This window comes from Microbacterium sufflavum, assembly GCF_023101165.1.
Classification (GTDB): Bacteria; Actinomycetota; Actinomycetes; order Actinomycetales; family Microbacteriaceae; genus Microbacterium; species Microbacterium sufflavum.
The window spans coordinates 598577-613177 of record NZ_CP078076.1 but is presented as its reverse complement, the minus strand read 5'-3'; the positions used below and the strand labels follow the sequence as shown (position 1 = coordinate 613177).

Annotated in this window: 15 protein-coding genes; 10 read left to right on the top strand and 5 right to left on the bottom strand. The window is 70.0% G+C overall.

Going from position 1 to position 14601, the window contains the following annotated elements; genetic code table 11:
* Positions 1-23: 23 nt before the first annotated feature.
* Positions 24-686, top strand: coding sequence for a transaldolase family protein (locus tag KV394_RS03160; protein ID WP_168442788.1), 663 nt, complete (start codon positions 24-26; stop codon positions 684-686).
* Positions 687-818: 132 nt separating this feature from the next.
* Here KV394_RS03160 and KV394_RS03155 read toward each other — a convergent pair whose 3' ends face one another.
* On the bottom strand, positions 819-1496 hold the full coding sequence (locus KV394_RS03155) for a FadR/GntR family transcriptional regulator (RefSeq protein ID WP_136029458.1): 678 nt from the start codon (positions 1494-1496) through the stop codon (positions 819-821).
* Between the two features lie 47 nt (positions 1497-1543).
* Here KV394_RS03155 and KV394_RS03150 point away from each other — a divergent pair, with 47 nt between their 5' ends.
* A complete protein-coding gene (locus KV394_RS03150) occupies positions 1544-2446 on the top strand; it encodes an amidohydrolase family protein (protein ID WP_247982287.1) in 903 nt (300 codons plus the stop codon).
* Positions 2447-2619: 173 nt separating this feature from the next.
* On the opposite strand, the gene KV394_RS03145 is transcribed toward KV394_RS03150, so the two are convergent.
* On the bottom strand, positions 2620-3387 hold the full coding sequence (locus tag KV394_RS03145) for an SDR family NAD(P)-dependent oxidoreductase (RefSeq protein ID WP_378823341.1): 768 nt from the start codon (positions 3385-3387) through the stop codon (positions 2620-2622).
* Positions 3369-4229, bottom strand: a complete 861-nt coding sequence (locus tag KV394_RS03140) for a fumarylacetoacetate hydrolase family protein (RefSeq protein WP_247982286.1) — start codon at positions 4227-4229, stop codon at positions 3369-3371. Before KV394_RS03140 ends, KV394_RS03145 begins: the two co-directional genes overlap by 19 nt.
* Before the next feature lie 122 nt (positions 4230-4351).
* Here KV394_RS03140 and KV394_RS03135 point away from each other — a divergent pair, with 122 nt between their 5' ends.
* Genes KV394_RS03135 through KV394_RS03125 form a run of 3 tightly spaced genes read left to right on the top strand, consistent with a single transcriptional unit; the run spans position 4352 to position 7035 of the window.
* A complete protein-coding gene (locus KV394_RS03135; RefSeq protein WP_247982285.1) occupies positions 4352-5647 on the top strand; it encodes an L-fuconate dehydratase in 1296 nt (431 codons plus the stop codon).
* Positions 5634-6599, top strand: a complete 966-nt coding sequence (locus KV394_RS03130) for an aldo/keto reductase (RefSeq protein WP_247982284.1) — start codon at positions 5634-5636, stop codon at positions 6597-6599. Before KV394_RS03135 ends, KV394_RS03130 begins: the two co-directional genes overlap by 14 nt.
* 16 nt (positions 6600-6615) lie before the next feature.
* Positions 6616-7035, top strand: a complete 420-nt coding sequence (locus KV394_RS03125; RefSeq protein ID WP_136044849.1) for an RbsD/FucU family protein — start codon at positions 6616-6618, stop codon at positions 7033-7035.
* Between the two features lie 128 nt (positions 7036-7163).
* On the opposite strand, the gene KV394_RS03120 is transcribed toward KV394_RS03125, so the two are convergent.
* Positions 7164-8165 carry a LacI family DNA-binding transcriptional regulator gene (locus KV394_RS03120; protein WP_247982283.1) on the bottom strand — a complete coding sequence of 334 codons (1002 nt, stop codon included), beginning with the start codon at positions 8163-8165 and terminating at the stop codon, positions 7164-7166.
* A 186-nt stretch (positions 8166-8351) separates the two neighbouring features.
* Between KV394_RS03120 and KV394_RS03115 the strand changes: the two genes are divergently transcribed.
* The 5 genes from KV394_RS03115 (at position 8352) to KV394_RS03095 (ending at position 13791) form a co-directional block, all read left to right on the top strand.
* Entirely contained in the window at positions 8352-9221 is an 870-nt protein-coding gene (locus KV394_RS03115) for a sugar phosphate isomerase/epimerase family protein (RefSeq protein ID WP_247982282.1), read from the top strand.
* Positions 9222-9411: 190 nt separating this feature from the next.
* Positions 9412-10914, top strand: a complete 1503-nt coding sequence (locus tag KV394_RS03110; RefSeq protein WP_136029476.1) for a sugar ABC transporter ATP-binding protein — start codon at positions 9412-9414, stop codon at positions 10912-10914.
* Positions 10914-11948: an ABC transporter permease gene (locus tag KV394_RS03105; protein ID WP_205812648.1), complete on the top strand. Its 1035-nt coding sequence runs from the start codon at positions 10914-10916 to the stop codon at positions 11946-11948. The genes KV394_RS03110 and KV394_RS03105 overlap by 1 nt, the downstream gene beginning before the upstream one ends.
* Before the next feature lie 157 nt (positions 11949-12105).
* Complete coding sequence (locus KV394_RS03100; RefSeq protein ID WP_136029478.1) at positions 12106-13110, top strand: ABC transporter substrate-binding protein; 1005 nt, start codon at positions 12106-12108, stop codon at positions 13108-13110.
* A 126-nt stretch (positions 13111-13236) separates the two neighbouring features.
* A complete protein-coding gene (locus KV394_RS03095; RefSeq protein WP_247982281.1) occupies positions 13237-13791 on the top strand; it encodes a VOC family protein in 555 nt (184 codons plus the stop codon).
* A gap of 126 nt (positions 13792-13917) precedes the next feature.
* On the opposite strand, the gene KV394_RS03090 is transcribed toward KV394_RS03095, so the two are convergent.
* Positions 13918-14595, bottom strand: coding sequence for a hypothetical protein (locus tag KV394_RS03090; RefSeq protein ID WP_247982280.1), 678 nt, complete (start codon positions 14593-14595; stop codon positions 13918-13920).
* Positions 14596-14601 lie beyond the last annotated feature (6 nt).

Sequence of the window (14601 nt, the reverse complement as noted above, 5' to 3'; positions counted from 1 at the left end):
CAGGTTCCCGCGAGGAGACCCCGATGACCCCGATCGCGCCCCGCCTGTACGTCGACAGCGCCGACGTCGACCGCGTCTCCCGGCTGCTCGCCGCGGGCGTGGTCTACGGGGTCACCACCAACCCCACGATCCTCGAACGGGGCGGCCGCACCGCCGCGGAGATCCCCGACCTCTACGCCCGATGGGTCGAGGAGGGTGCCCGCGAGGTGTTCTTCCAGACCTGGGGCGGCGACACCGCCTCCTTCCTGCGCAACGCCGAGGGCATCCGGGCGCTGGGCGACCGGGTGGCGGTGAAGGTCCCCGCCACGCCCGACGGCTTCGCGGCCGCGTCCGCCCTCGTGCGCGACGGGGCGACCGTGCTCGTCACGGCCGTGTACTCCGTGGCACAGGCCCTCGCGGGCGCCGCGATCGGCGCCCGGTACCTCGCCCCCTACCTCGGCCGGATGCGCGACGCGGGCGTCGACGGCGAGGTCGTGATCGCGCGGATGCAGGAGATGTGCGCGGGGACCGACTCGAACGTGCTCGCCGCGTCGCTGCGGTCGGCGGAGGATCTGGTCGGCCTCCGACGCGCCGGCGTGCCCTACTTCACCGCCGCCCCCGACGTGCTCGACCAGGTGCTGTCGAACCCGGTCAGCGACGCCTCCGCCGCCGAGTTCGACGCGGCCATGGTGCGCCTGGGAGCCTGACCCGCCCCGCCGCTCTCGACCTGCGCGCACACGACTCCTCCGATCCGTGCGGCTCATCGGGCCGAGGCGCGTCGCGACGGGGTGAGGCGCCGCGGAACCCCGCGATTCTGAGGAGTTGTGTCGCGCAGCGGCTCAGGCGGTCGCGGCCTGCCGCAGCCAGCGCTCCACGCCCGCGATGTGGGCCGTGGCGAGCGACGTGGCGAGAGCGGAGTCGCGCTGGGCGATGGCGTCGGCGATCGCGCGGTGCTCCGACAGCGTGCGCTCGACCGCGCCGCCCTCGGTGAGCCCTCGCCACACACGAGCCCGCACGGTCTGGCTGCTCAGGTGCTCGATCAGGCTGGCCAGATAGGCGTTGCCCGCCATCGCCACGATGTCGCGGTGGAAGCGGATGTCGTGGTCGACGAGCTCCTCGATGCTCACGCCGGCGTCGATGCCGGCGACCTCCTCCTGCACGGCCGCGATCGCTTCCTCGCTGCCGAGCGTCGCGGCGAGCCCGGTCGCCTGCGACTCGAGCATCCGCCGCACCGCGAACATCTCCAGCATCGAGTCGTCGTCGTGCATGTCGACCACGAACGCGATCGCCTCGAGCAGCAGATGCGGCTCCAGGCTCGTGACGTAGGTGCCGTCGCCGCGGCGCACGTCGAGCACGCGGATCACCTCGAGCGCCTTGACCGCCTCGCGCATCGAGTTGCGCGAGAGCCCGAGTCGTTCGGACAGCTCCTTCTCCGGGGGCAGGCGATCGCCGGGCGCCAGTTCGCCCGACACGATCATCGCCTTGATCTTCTCGATCGCCTCGTCAGTGACAGCCATGGCGTCATCCTTGCACAGTGATCGGATGTCTACGGCAGGATGGGGGCATGCGCACCCTCGACTCGCACCTGCACCTGTGGGACCCGGAGGTTCTGACCTACTCGTGGCTGGAGGGGCCCCTCGCCGGGCGGTTCGCCGCGGAGGAGATCGAGAGCGCCCGCATCGACGGGTCGACCGAGGAGCGCGCGATCTTCGTGCAGGCGGGCACCGCGGTCGACGACGAGCTCGACGAGGTGCGGTGGGTCGCGGGACAGGCCGAGCGGCTCGGGGTGGTCGGCATCGTCGCGGGTGCCCGACTCGACCGCGGCACCGACACGACCGTGCACCTGGAGAGCCTCACGGCGGAGCCGCTGGTGGTGGGCGTGCGGCACATCCTGCAGGACGAGCCGGATGCGGTGGCGCTGTCGTCCGCGTTCGTGACGGGCGCGCGAGAGGTCGCGGCCCACGGCTGGGCCTTCGACGCGTGCGTGCGGTCGTGGCAGCTGCCCGACGTCGCGCGGCTGTCCGCCGCGATCCCCGAGCTGCGCATGGTGCTGGATCACCTCGGCAAGCCCGCGGTCGGCACCGCGCACGCTCCGCTGGCCCCGACCGCGGAGTGGGAGCGCGATCTCGCCGAGCTCGCACGCCACCCGCAGGTGTACTGCAAGGTGTCGGGTCTTCCGGCGGAGGCGGGTGGTGACTGGAGCCTCGCGCAGCTCGAGCCGTTCCTGGACACCGCGGCCGACGTCTTCGGGCCGGAGCGCCTGATGTGGGGTACCGACTGGCCGGTCTCCGCGGTCGGCCCCGCCGGGACGGACGCCGCCCCGGACGCCGTCCCGGACGCCCCGTCGACGTATCAGCCGACCGCCCGCAGCCGCTGGGCCGACGCGGTCTCGACGTGGGCGGACTCCCGCGGCATCGACCGGACCGCCCTCTTCCACGACACCGCCGCCACCTTCTACCGCCTCTGACCCCCCGCCCCGTCCGCCCCATCCCGTCGCGCGGTGCGCGTGCGATATGTCACCCTCGAAGCCCCTGCGCGGCACGTTCTCGATCCCGCACCGACTCCGCACGGCAGCCCACACGCGAAAGGGCCCGGCGGCTCAGGGAGTCGCCGGGCGCTCTCGTCGAGGAGGGTGCGAGGTCACTCGGGGCGGAGCCGCAGCTGCGCCATCCCGCCGTCCACCTCGAGGAACGTGCCCGTGGTCGAGCCCGCGCCCGGTCCCACCAGGTAGGCGACGGCCGCGGCGACCTCGTCCGGGCTGACGAGCCGTCCGTGGGGCTGTCGTGCTTCGAGGGCGGCGCGCTCGGCCTCGGGGTCGGCGGCGGAGTCGAGCAGTCGCCCGACCCAGGGGGTGTCGGCGGTGCCGGGGTTCACGGCGTTGACGCGGATGCCCTCGCGCAGGTGATCGGCGGCCATCGCGCGGGTGAGGGCCGACACGGCGCCCTTCGACGCGGAGTAGAGCGCGCGCTGCGGGAGGCCGGTGGTGGAGGCGATCGACGCGGTGTTGCACACGGCGGCGGCGGGCGACTTCCGCAGCCACGGCAGTGCGGCCGAGGTCACGCGGGCGATGCCGGTCACGTTGATCGAGAGCACGCGCGCCCACTCGTCGTCGTCGTTCGCGGCGATGTCGCCCTGCGCGCCGATGCCGGCGTTGTTGACCACGATGTCGATGCGGCCGAAGCGCTCGGCGACCGCGGCCACGGCCGCGTCGACGCTCGCGCGGTCGGACACGTCGGCGGTGAACGCGGCGAAGCGCTCGTCGGCGTTCGTCGTGTCGCGGTCGAGCACGGCGATCGTGGCGCCGTCGTCGTGCAGTCGGCGGGCGATCGCCGCGCCGATGCCGGAGGCTCCGCCCGTGACGATCGCCACCAGGCCGTCCATCGTTCCGCTCACTTCTGCGCCTCCCATGCCACGAACTCCTGTCGCTGCCGGCCGAGGCCGTCGATCTCGATCTCCACCACGTCGCCCGGGGCGAGGTAGGGGTACTTGCCCGACAGGGCCACGCCCTGCGGGGTGCCGGTGAGGATCAGGTCGCCGGGCTCCAGCGTCACGTACTGCGACAGGTGGTGCACGATCTGCTCGACGGGGAAGATCATGTCGCTCGTGTTCGAGTCCTGCCGCGGCTCGCCGTTGACGAAGCTGCGGAGGCCGAGGGCCCGGTGGTCCACCTCGTCGGGCGTGACCAGCCACGGTCCGGTGGGGTTGAAGCCGAACGCGATCTTGCCCTTCGACCACTGCCCGCCCGACACCGCCATCTGGAAGTCGCGCTCCGACACGTCGTTCGCGGCGACGAAGCCGGCGACGTGCGCCATCGCCTCGTCGGGGGAGTCGAGGTAGGCGGCGCGGGCGCCGATCACGATGCCGAGCTCGACCTCCCAGTCGGTCTTCTCGCTGCCGCGCGGAATCGTGACGGTGTCGTTCGGGCCGACCACGGTGTTCGGGGTCTTGAGGAAGATGATCGGGATGGTCGGCGGCTCGGAGCCGGACTCGGCCGCGTGCGCGGCGTAGTTCATGCCGATGCAGATGACCGCGCTGGGGCGGGCGATGGGCGCGCCGATGCGCATCCCCGCGGCGTCGGGCAGCTCGGGGAGCTCTCCGGCGTCGCGCGCGGCGGCGACGCGGGCGGCGACGTCTCCGGCGAGGAAGTCGCCGTTGACATCGGATGTCAGTGGGCGGAGGTCGAGGTAGCGGTCACCCTCCACGAGGACGGGGATCTCCGCCCCAGGGGTGCCGAGCCGCGCGAACTTCATGATTCTCCTGATCGTTCGGGAAGCCGCTCTGCGGCGGCCGGTCTCGTTGACAGTATAGACATCGGATGTTTACACTCCAAGGGATCCGCACGGAAGAAGTCCCGTGCATGGAGAGGAATCCCGTGAGCCGTATCGTCGCCCTCGACACCACCGACATCCGCTTCCCCACGTCCCTGAGCCTGGACGGGTCGGACGCGATGAACCCCGACCCCGACTACTCCGCCGCGTACGTCATCGTGCGCACGGATGCGGATGACGACATCGAGGGGCACGCGTTCGTGTTCACGATCGGACGGGGCAACGACGTGCAGGTGGCTGCGATCGACGCCCTCGCGGGGCACCTGGTCGGCCGGGAGCTCGAGCCGCTGCTCGACGACATGGGCGGCACCTTCCGCGAGATCATCGGCGACTCGCAGCTGCGCTGGCTCGGGCCGGAGAAGGGCGTCATGCACATGGCCATCGGCGCCGTGATCAACGCGCTGTGGGACATCAAGGCCAAGCGCGCGGGCCTGCCGCTGTGGCAGCTCCTCGCCCGGATGACGCCGGAGGAGCTGGTCGACCTGGTCGACTTCCGCTACCTCACCAACGCCCTCACCCGCGACGAGGCGCTGGACATCCTCCGCGCCGCCGAGCCCGGCCGCGCCGAGCGGGAGCAGCAGCTGCTCGCCACCGGCTACCCCGGCTACACGACGAGCCCGGGGTGGCTGGGCTACTCCGACGAGAAGCTCGAGCGCCTGGCGCGCGAGGCGATGGCCGACGGCTTCACGCAGATCAAGCTCAAGGTCGGCGCCGACCTGCAGGACGACATCCGCCGCTTCCGCAAGGCGCGCGAGGTGTGCGGCCCCGACTTCCCGATCGCGATCGACGCCAACCAGCGCTGGGAGGTATCGGAGGCGATCGAGTGGGTGAACGCCCTCGCCGAGTTCCACCCCGCCTGGATCGAGGAGCCCACGAGCCCCGACGACATCCTCGGGCACGCCGAGATCGCCCGCGGGGTGGCGCCCATCCGCGTCGCCACCGGCGAGCACGCGCAGAACCGCATGATCTTCAAGCAGCTGCTGCAGGCCGACGCGATCTCCGTCATGCAGATCGACGCCGTGCGCGTGGCCGGGGTCAACGAGAACATCGCGAACCTGCTGCTCGCCGCGAAGTTCGACGTGCCGGTCTGCCCGCACGCCGGCGGCGTCGGGCTGTGCGAGGCCGTGCAGCACCTGTCGATGTTCGACTTCGTCGCCGTCTCGGGCACGCGCGAGGGCCGGCTGATCGAGTTCGTCGACCACCTGCACGAGCACTTCGTCGTGCCGACCGACATCCAGGGCGGCTCGTACATGGCGCCCACCGCGCCGGGTACCGGCATGGAGATGAAGGCCGACAGCATTGCCGAGTACACCTGGACGGGTGCGCATGTCGGTGCCTGACCGCCTGACCGTCCCGACGCTCGGCTACGGTGCCGCGAACGTCGGCAACCTGTTCCGGGAGCTGTCCGACGACGAGGCCTGGGCCGTGCTGGACGCGGCGTGGGAGAGCGGCATCCGCTTCTACGACACCGCGCCGCACTACGGGCTCGGGCTGTCCGAGCGTCGTCTCGGAGCCTTCCTGCGTACGAAGCCCCGCGACGAGTACGTGCTGTCCACCAAGGTCGGACGGCTGCTGCGCCCCAACCCCGACCACGCGGGGGGCCTCGACACCGCGAACGACTTCCACGTGCCCGACACCCTGCAGCGCGTGTGGGACTTCTCGGCGGAGGGCATCCGCACGAGCCTCGACGAGTCGCGCGAACGCCTCGGCATCGAGCGCATCGACCTGCTCTACCTGCACGACCCCGAGCGCCACGACCTCGACCTCGCGCTGGCGGAGGCCCTCCCCGCGCTGGAGCAGGTGCGTGCGGACGGCGAGGTGACCGCGATCGGCATCGGCTCGATGGTGTCGGAGGCGCTCTCCGCGTCGGTGCGGGCCGCGGACCTCGACCTCGTCATGGTCGCCGGGCGGTACACGCTGCTCGAACAGCCCGCCGCAGTCGACGTGCTGCCGGCGTGCCGCGAGACCTCGACCGGCATCGTGGCGGCCTCGGTGTTCAACTCCGGGCTGCTGGCGTCGAACGAGCCCCGCCGCGACGGACGCTACGAGTACGGCCAGCTGCCCGACGAGCTGTGGGACCGGCTGGTGCGCATCGCCGCGGTCTGCGCCGACCACGGGGTGCCGCTGCCCGCGGCCGCGATCCAGTTCCCGCTGCAGTCCGACGTGGTGCGCTCGGTGGTCGTGGGCGGCAGTCGCCCCGCACAGCTGACGCAGAACGCCGAGTACGCTGCGCGGGAGATCCCGTCCGCACTGTGGGAGAATCTCGCCGCCGAGGGTCTCATCCCCGCCTGACCCGAGAGGAGCCCTCGTGCTCGAAGGAATCCACCCGCTGCTGACCGGCGAACTGCTGCTGCACCTCGACCGCATGGGGCACTCCGACGCCGTGGTCGTCGCCGATGCGCACTTCCCCGCGTGGGGGCTGGGCGCCCGGGTCGTCGACCTCCCCGGCACGACGACGCCCGAGGTCGTCGCGGCGATCCGCACGGTGCTGCCCCTCGACGATGCGCCCGGCCTCGACCTGATGGCGTCAGCCGACGGCGAGGTGCTCGACGTGCAGCGCGAGCTCATGGACGCGGCGGGCACGGCGGTCGACACGACCCGGTTCGTGGAGCGCTTCGCCTACTACGACGTCGCCAAGGACGCGTATCTCCTGGTGCGCACGGGCGAGACCCGCAAGTACGGCAACGCCCTGCTCCGCAAGGGCGTCGTCGGCCACCCCTCCGCCTGACGATCGGTTCACGACTCAGGGGAACAGCGGGGACACCCGGCCTCCCGCGCGTACCGGCGCCGGGCGCGCCCCTTCTCCTGAGGTGTGAACCGGCTCAGGCGCCCACGGTGCGTGCGGTGTGATGCGGGTCAGCGGCCGCGGGTGGATTCGCGGATGACGAGTTCGGCGGGGAACGGCGGGGTCGCGGGCGGGGGAGCCGCGGGGTCGGCGAGCTGAGCGAGCAGCGCTGCACCGGCCGCGCGCCCGATCTCGTAGCCGGGCTGGCGGACGCTCGTGAGCGGCACGACGCTCTGGTGCGCCTCGGCCACGTCGTCGAAGCCGACCAGCGCGATGTCCTCCGGCACGCGGATGCCGTGCCGCAGCAGCTGTGTCAGCACGCCGAGCGCCACCATGTCGTTCGCGGCGAAGATCGCGTCGGGCCGTTCGTCCGCGGGTTGCGCCACGATCTCTGCCCCCGCGGTCAGTCCGTCCTCGGTGGCGAGGTGCCCGACCTCCCGCACCTCGACCTCCGCGCCCGTGCCCGCCGTGGCGTCGCGCAGTCCCGCCAGGCGGTCGTTCGATTCGGTCACCGCGGGGTTCCCCAGGAAGAGGATGCGCCGCAGCCCGAGGTCGACGAGGTGCTCGCCGGCGAGCCGTCCGCCCGCGCGGTCGTCGAACAGCACGGAGGCGACGGTGGCGGATTCGCGGATCGGCCCGACCACGACGGAGCGGATGCCGCGATCGGCGAGTCGCTCCAGGCGCGGCACCACGTCGCCGAGCGGGTAGATGACGATGCCCTGCACGCGATGCGCCTCGAACATGTCGATGTTGCGCTGCTCGCGGTCGGCATCCCGGTCGCTGTTGCTGAAGAAGAGCGACCAGCCGCCCTCGCGCGCCACGTCGTCGACACCGCGGGACAGCTCGTGGAAGTACGGCAGCCAGGCGTCGAGGAGGATCAGCGCCAGGGCCTTGCTCGACCCCGCCCGCAGCTGCCGCGCCGATTCGTTCGGCACGAAGCCCAGCTGCTCGATGGCCGCCCGCACCTTCTCCCGGCTGCCCTCCCCGAGCACGTGGGGGTGGTTGAGGTAGTTGGAGACCGTCGAGGAGGAGACGCCGGCGAGGGCGGCCACGTCTTTCACGCTGGCGGGCATCGGTCTCCTTCGTCGATACGGGCCGAGGCGACCCCGGCGGCGACACCAGGCTAGCCGAGGGATTGCAACGTGCCAAGAAAGTTCTTGACAGGCCGTCGCCGTCGGACCTAACGTGTGTCGAACCCGGAATTGGAACGTGCCAAGTCCGGACGGCGACGGTGCCGCACACCCGCCGGGAGAGGTCTCATGAACATCGGCTGTCACGGACTCGTCTGGACCGGAACCTTCGACGCCGACGGCATCCGCCTCGCAGTGGAGAAGACGAAGCAGGCCGGGTTCGACCTGATCGAGTTCCCGCTGATGGACCCGTTCACGTTCGACGTCGCGGCGGCGAAGGGCGCCCTCGCCGAGCACGGTCTCGCGGTCAGTGCCTCCCTCGGGCTCTCCGCGGAGACCGACGTCACGAGCTCCGACCCGGATGTGGTCGCGGCCGGTGAGGCGCTGCTGCGGCGCGCGGTCGACGTGCTGGCCGAGCTGGGCGGGACCCACTTCTGCGGCGTGATCTACAGCGCCATGCAGAAGTACATGGACCCGGTGACACCGGAGGGGCTCGCGTCGAGCCGTCGCACGATCGCCCGGGTCGCCGACCACGCCGCCGAGCGCGGGGTCTCGGTGTCGCTCGAGGTGGTGAACCGCTATGAGACCAACGTGCTCAACACCGCGCGGCAGGCCCTGGCGTACCTGGCGGAGGTGGACCGCCCGAACCTCGGCGTGCACCTGGACACGTACCACATGAACATCGAGGAGTCGGACATGTTCGCCCCGGTGCTCGACGCGGCTCCGGCGCTGCGGTACGTGCACATCGGCGAGAGCCACCGCGGGTACCTGGGCACCGGCACGGTCGACTTCGACACGTTCTTCAAGGCGCTCGGCCGCATCGGCTACGACGGGCCGATCGTCTTCGAGTCGTTCTCGTCGGCGGTGGTCGCTCCCGACCTCAGTCGCATGCTGGGCATCTGGCGCAACCTCTGGACCGACAACGACGAGCTCGGCGCGCACGCCAACGCCTATATCCGCGACAAGCTCGTCGCGGTCGACTCGATCCGGCTGCACTGAGCCGGGTCAGCGGCGACGGGATCCTCGGTCGAGATCAAGATGTTATTACAGGTCTTCCCGATCGAATGATCTTTAGATACATTTAGATACAACTTGCACCAGCCCGGGTGCAGGACGCAGAATTGATCCGATGTTTACGGCGGAATGATCCGCCAATCGCGAGACGACCTCCAAGGAAGCAGGTGAGCGCATGAGTGGACCCATCCTCAGGGTCGAGGGGATCAGCAAGGGATTCCCCGGCGTGCAGGCGCTGAAGGATGTGCACCTCGAGGTGCGCGAGGGCGAGGTGCTCGTGCTCGTGGGAGAGAACGGCGCCGGCAAGTCCACGCTGATGAAGATCCTCTCCGGCATCTACACCAAGGACGAGGGCACCATCACGTTCGAGGGCCGCGAGGTCGAGCTCACCAGCCCGCTGCAGGCGCAGGAGCTCGGCATCACGATCATCCATCAGGAGCTCAACCTGATGCCCGACCTCACCGTCGCCCAGAACATCTACGTCGGCCGCGAGCCCACGACCGGCCCGTTCCTGTCGGAGCGCAAGCTCAACGCGCAGACGGCGGAGCTGCTCCAGCGCCTCGGCATCCACCTCAACCCGCGACAGCTCGTCGGCGAGCTCACGGTGGCCGAGCAGCAGATGGTCGAGATCGCCAAGGCGCTGTCGTTCAACGCCAAGGTGCTCATCATGGACGAGCCCACCTCGGCCCTCACCGACAGCGAGGTCGAGACGCTGTTCGTGCTGATCGAGCAGCTCAAGGCGCGCGGCACCGGCATCGTCTACATCTCGCACCGGATGGACGAGCTGCGGCGCCTCGCCGACCGCGTGACCGTCCTCCGCGACGGCACATACATCGGATCACTCGACAAGGCGGAGATCACGATCCCGAAGATCATCGAGATGATGGTCGGCCGCGTGATCGACGAGGGGACCCGCCCGCAGGCCCGCGAGCACCTGAACGACCCGGTCGTGCTCGACGTGCAGGGGCTGTCGACGAAGACCCTCCTGAAAGACGTGTCGTTCCAGCTGCACAAGGGCGAGATCCTCGGGTTCGCCGGCCTCATGGGCGCGGGACGCACCGAGACCGCCCGTGCCGTGATCGGCGCCGACCACCGCGACGGCGGCACCATCACCATCGGCGGGCGCCAGGCGCGGATCGCCCAGCCCGCCGACGCGGTCAAGCACGGCGTGGGCTACCTCTCCGAAGACCGCAAGCTGCTCGGGCTCATGCTCGAACAGGACGTCACGTTCAACACCGTGCTCGCCTCGCTCGGCAGCTACGCCAACGGCATCGGCTGGATGGGCGACGGCAAGGCCAAGAACCGCACCAAGGAGTACGTGCAGCAGCTGCGCGTGAAGACCCCCTCGGTCAACCAGGTCGTCAAGCTGCTCTCCGGAGGGAACCAGCAGAAGGTCGTCATCGCCCGGTGGCTGATGCGCGACTGCGACATCCTCATCTTCGACGAGCCGACGCGAGGCATCGACGTCGGCGCGAAGGAGGAGATCTACCGCCTCATGCAGCAGCTCGCCGACAGCGGCAAGTCCATCATCGTCATCTCGTCGGAGCTCCCCGAGATCCTGCGCGTCGCGAACCGCATCGCCGTGTTCGCGAACGGGCGCATCACCGGGACGCTCCGTAACGAGGAAGCCAGCCAGGAGAAGATCATGCAACTCGCAGCCCACGGGGAGGAAGACTGATGAGCACCCCACAGCAGCCCGGAGGGTCGACGACGACCATCATCCAGACGGCCGTGAACGAGAACACCGACAAGCGCGACATCGGCGGATTCCTGAAGCGCCAGTTCCAGCAGTCGCTGGCCTTCGGCACCCTGATCGTGCTGGTCATCTTCTTCTCGATCGCCAGCCCCAACTTCTTCACCTTCAGCAACATCGCCACCGTGCTGCTGTCGACCGCGGTCATCGGCATCCTCGCCCTCGGCACCACGTTCGTCATCATCACGGGCGGCATCGACCTGTCGATCGGCACCGGCATGGCCCTGTGCGCCGTGATGACCGGCGTGATCGTCACCAACCTCGGCCTCCCCGTCTGGCTGGGTGTGATCGGCGGCATCGCGACCGGTGTGCTGATGGGCCTCATCAACGGTGTGAACATCACGTTCCTCCGCCTTCCCCCGTTCATCGCCACGCTCGCGATGATGATGATCGCCGGCGGCCTCGCCCTCGTCATCTCGAACGTCGCGCCGATCTACTTCTCGACCTCGGCGCCCGACTTCAAGAAGATCGCGCTCGGCGTGATCATCCCCGGCATCCCGAACGCCGTGCTCATCACGGCCGCCCTCGCGATCGTGGCGTGGCTGGTGCTGTCGAAGACGCTCCTCGGCCGCTACACGTTCGCGATCGGCTCGAACGAGGAGGCCACCCGCCTCTCCGGTGTGAACACGCGCCGCTGGACGATCCTCATCTACATGTTCGCCGGGGCCTTCACCGGAGTCGCGGGCATCGTGATCGCCTCGCGCCTCGACTCCGCCCAGCCGCAGATCGGCACCGGGTACGAGCTGCAGGCCATCGCGGCCGTCATCATCGGCGGCACCTCGCTCCTCGGCGGACGCGGCTCGATCCTCGGCACCGTGATCGGCGCGCTGATCATGAGCGTGCTCGTGAACGGACTGCGCATCATGTCGATCCAGACCGAGTGGCAGAACATCGTCGTCGGCGTGGTCGTGCTGCTGGCGGTCTTCCTCGACTCGCTGCGCAACCGGCAGCGCACCTGAGACCAGGGCGGCGGCGAAACCCGTGCCCGCCGCCGCCCCACCCGGCCCCGGCCGGACCCGCGGAGTCCCTCCGCACAGGCACCAGGAATGTCCCACAGCCGGCCCTGGCCGGCATCACACAGAACCATCCGGCTCGTACTCAAACAATGGAGTTTTCATGAAATTCGGGAAGAAGACCGCCTTCGCAGCCCTCGTGGCCGCTTCCGCGCTCGTGTTCGCCGGCTGTGCCGGCGGTGGCGGCGACGTCATCGAGGAAGGCTCCGGCTCCGGCAGCGGCAGCGGCGACGGCGAGATGTACATCGCGCTCGTCTCGAAGGGCTTCCAGCACCAGTTCTGGCAGGCCGTGAAGAAGGGTGCGGAGCAGAAGGCCGAGGAGCTCGGCGTGAAGATCACGTTCGAGGGCCCCGCCGCCGAGACCGAGATCGCGCAGCAGCTCGAGATGCTGACCGCCGCGATCGACAAGAACCCCGACGCCATCGCCTACGCCGCGCTCGACCCCGAGGCGTGCGTCGCCCCGCTCGAGCAGGCGAAGTCGAAGGACATCCCGGTGGTCTACTTCGACGCCCCGTGTGACGGCGACGTGGGCCTGAGCCTCTCCGCGACCGACAGCAAGGTCGCCGGTGCGCTCGCGGCCGAGCACATGGCCGAGCTGATCGGCGGCGAGGGCCAGGTCGCGATCGTCGGCCACTCGCAGATCAACTCGACCGGTGTCGAGCGTCGCGACGGCTTCGTCGAGAAGATCGAGTCGGACTACCCCGACATCGAGATCGTCGACATCCAGTACGGTGACGGCGACCACCTCAAGTCGGCCGACATTGCCAAGACGCTGATCGCCGCCCACCCCGACCTCAAGGGCATCTACGGCACCAACGAGGGCTCCGCGATCGGTGTCGTGAACGCCGTCAACGAACTGGGCCTGGAGAAGGGCAAGATCACCATCGTCGGCTTCGACTCCGGCGCCGCGCAGATCAACGCGATCAAGGACGGCACCATGGCCGGCGCCATCACGCAGGACCCGATCGGCATCGGCGCGCAGGTCGTGCAGGCCGCATACGACGCCGCGAACGGCGACGACGTCGAGGAGTTCTACGACACCGGTTCCTACTGGTACGACAAGAACAACATCGACGACGACAAGATCGCCGCGGTGCTCTACGAGTGACAACCCGCTGAACCACGGAGCCCCTCGCCTTGCGGCGGGGGGCTTCGTGTTTCCGGGACGGGAGGATCATCAGGACAGGATCTGACCGCGGTGCACGGCATCCTGTGCGGAACGAAAGGATGCACCATGCCCACACCTGCTCCCGTTCCTGCCGGGTCGAACACCGTCAACCCCTTCCTCATGACCGACGATGCCGCCCGCATCATCGATTTCGTGATCGAGGTCTTCGACGCCTCGGATGTGCCCCAGGCGCGAACGCTCGACACCGACGGCCTGATCCTGCATTCCGAGCTGCGCATCGGGGACTCGATGATCACGGTCGCCGACCGCAAGCCGGACTGGCCGTTCACCCCCGGGTTCCTCCAGGTGTACGTCGTCGACGTGGAGGCAACGCTGGCGCGGGCCGTCGCCCTCGGCGCCCGCGTCGTGACCACACCGACCGACTTCTTCGGTGACACGCTCGCGCGGTTCGTCGACCCCTCGGGCAACCTCTGGTGGGTCTACCGGCACACCCCCCAGGAGCAGACCGACGACACGAGCGGTCAAGACGAGGCCTGGTCCACGGATGGCGCCGACACCGCCGAGGACTGGTCGAGCTTCACATCGCCGGAGTTGGACTACATCCACGAGAGCCTGGTCCAGGCGATCGCATCGCTCCGGGACCCGCGACTGCCGAGCTGACGGGATTGCAACCGTGTTGTTGATCCTCGCGCAGGTGCCCGTTGCCGAGTCGAACCGCCCAGCGGAGATCGAAGGACATCCCGGCGGTCTCCTTCGACGCTCCGTGCGACGGCGACGGGACGGGAATCAACAGCCGGCTGCGGTGGGCTGCTCGTCGCAGGTGTAGCGGACGAGAGCGGACGTGGCCTCGTAGATGCGGATGCTCTGGGCGGGCCCGGCGACCGAGAGCTCTCCCGCGACGGGGAACCAGCCGTTGCCCAGGTCGACCTCTGCCGTGTAGCGGACCGTGGTGACGGCGGTGTAGGTGCCGCGGTCGCGGTAGACGTGGCTCGTCGGAGTCGGGGTGAACTGCGGCTGGTGGGCGGCGGCCCAGGTGCGGCCCCCGGTGGCGGTGGTGGCGCTGGTGCCGTCGCCGAACGTGGTGTCGAACGCGGTGGGGGTGAAGCGCACCGTGACGGCCAGGTCGAGGATGGTGCCCTGCTGCGTGTGCGCGGTCGCGGCGGTGACGAAGTTCGTCGGAAGCCCCGCGACCCCGACCCCACCCGGCTCGGCCGCCGTGGCGACCGGCTCGGGAGCGAACCGGGCGAGATCCGAGATGGTGAGCGGGTCGCCGTCGGCGCTGGTGACACGGACACCGTAGATCCCGCACGAAGCCTTGTACGGGTACGGCACGGCGGCGCACGGGTCGGCCGGCTTCGGCTCGGCGCTGCCGTTCTTCCGACCGCGGGGAGCGCTATCGCCGCGCGGTGCGGGGGTGGTCTGCGTCGCGGTGACGGTGAGCTGTCGTCCCTCTGCGCCTGCCATGAACGA

Coding starts and splice junctions, on each gene's coding strand:
- KV394_RS03160 (WP_168442788.1), top strand. CDS start 24: ATGACCCCGATCGCGCCCCGCCTGTACGTCGACAGCGCCGACGTCGAC.
- KV394_RS03155 (WP_136029458.1), bottom strand. CDS start 1,496: ATGGCTGTCACTGACGAGGCGATCGAGAAGATCAAGGCGATGATCGTG.
- KV394_RS03150 (WP_247982287.1), top strand. CDS start 1,544: ATGCGCACCCTCGACTCGCACCTGCACCTGTGGGACCCGGAGGTTCTG.
- KV394_RS03145 (WP_378823341.1), bottom strand. CDS start 3,387: ATGGGAGGCGCAGAAGTGAGCGGAACGATGGACGGCCTGGTGGCGATC.
- KV394_RS03140 (WP_247982286.1), bottom strand. CDS start 4,229: ATGAAGTTCGCGCGGCTCGGCACCCCTGGGGCGGAGATCCCCGTCCTC.
- KV394_RS03130 (WP_247982284.1), top strand. CDS start 5,634: ATGTCGGTGCCTGACCGCCTGACCGTCCCGACGCTCGGCTACGGTGCC.
- KV394_RS03120 (WP_247982283.1), bottom strand. CDS start 8,165: ATGCCCGCCAGCGTGAAAGACGTGGCCGCCCTCGCCGGCGTCTCCTCC.
- KV394_RS03115 (WP_247982282.1), top strand. CDS start 8,352: ATGAACATCGGCTGTCACGGACTCGTCTGGACCGGAACCTTCGACGCC.
- KV394_RS03110 (WP_136029476.1), top strand. CDS start 9,412: ATGAGTGGACCCATCCTCAGGGTCGAGGGGATCAGCAAGGGATTCCCC.
- KV394_RS03105 (WP_205812648.1), top strand. CDS start 10,914: ATGAGCACCCCACAGCAGCCCGGAGGGTCGACGACGACCATCATCCAG.
- KV394_RS03100 (WP_136029478.1), top strand. CDS start 12,106: ATGAAATTCGGGAAGAAGACCGCCTTCGCAGCCCTCGTGGCCGCTTCC.
- KV394_RS03095 (WP_247982281.1), top strand. CDS start 13,237: ATGCCCACACCTGCTCCCGTTCCTGCCGGGTCGAACACCGTCAACCCC.
- KV394_RS03090 (WP_247982280.1), bottom strand. CDS start 14,595: ATGGCAGGCGCAGAGGGACGACAGCTCACCGTCACCGCGACGCAGACC.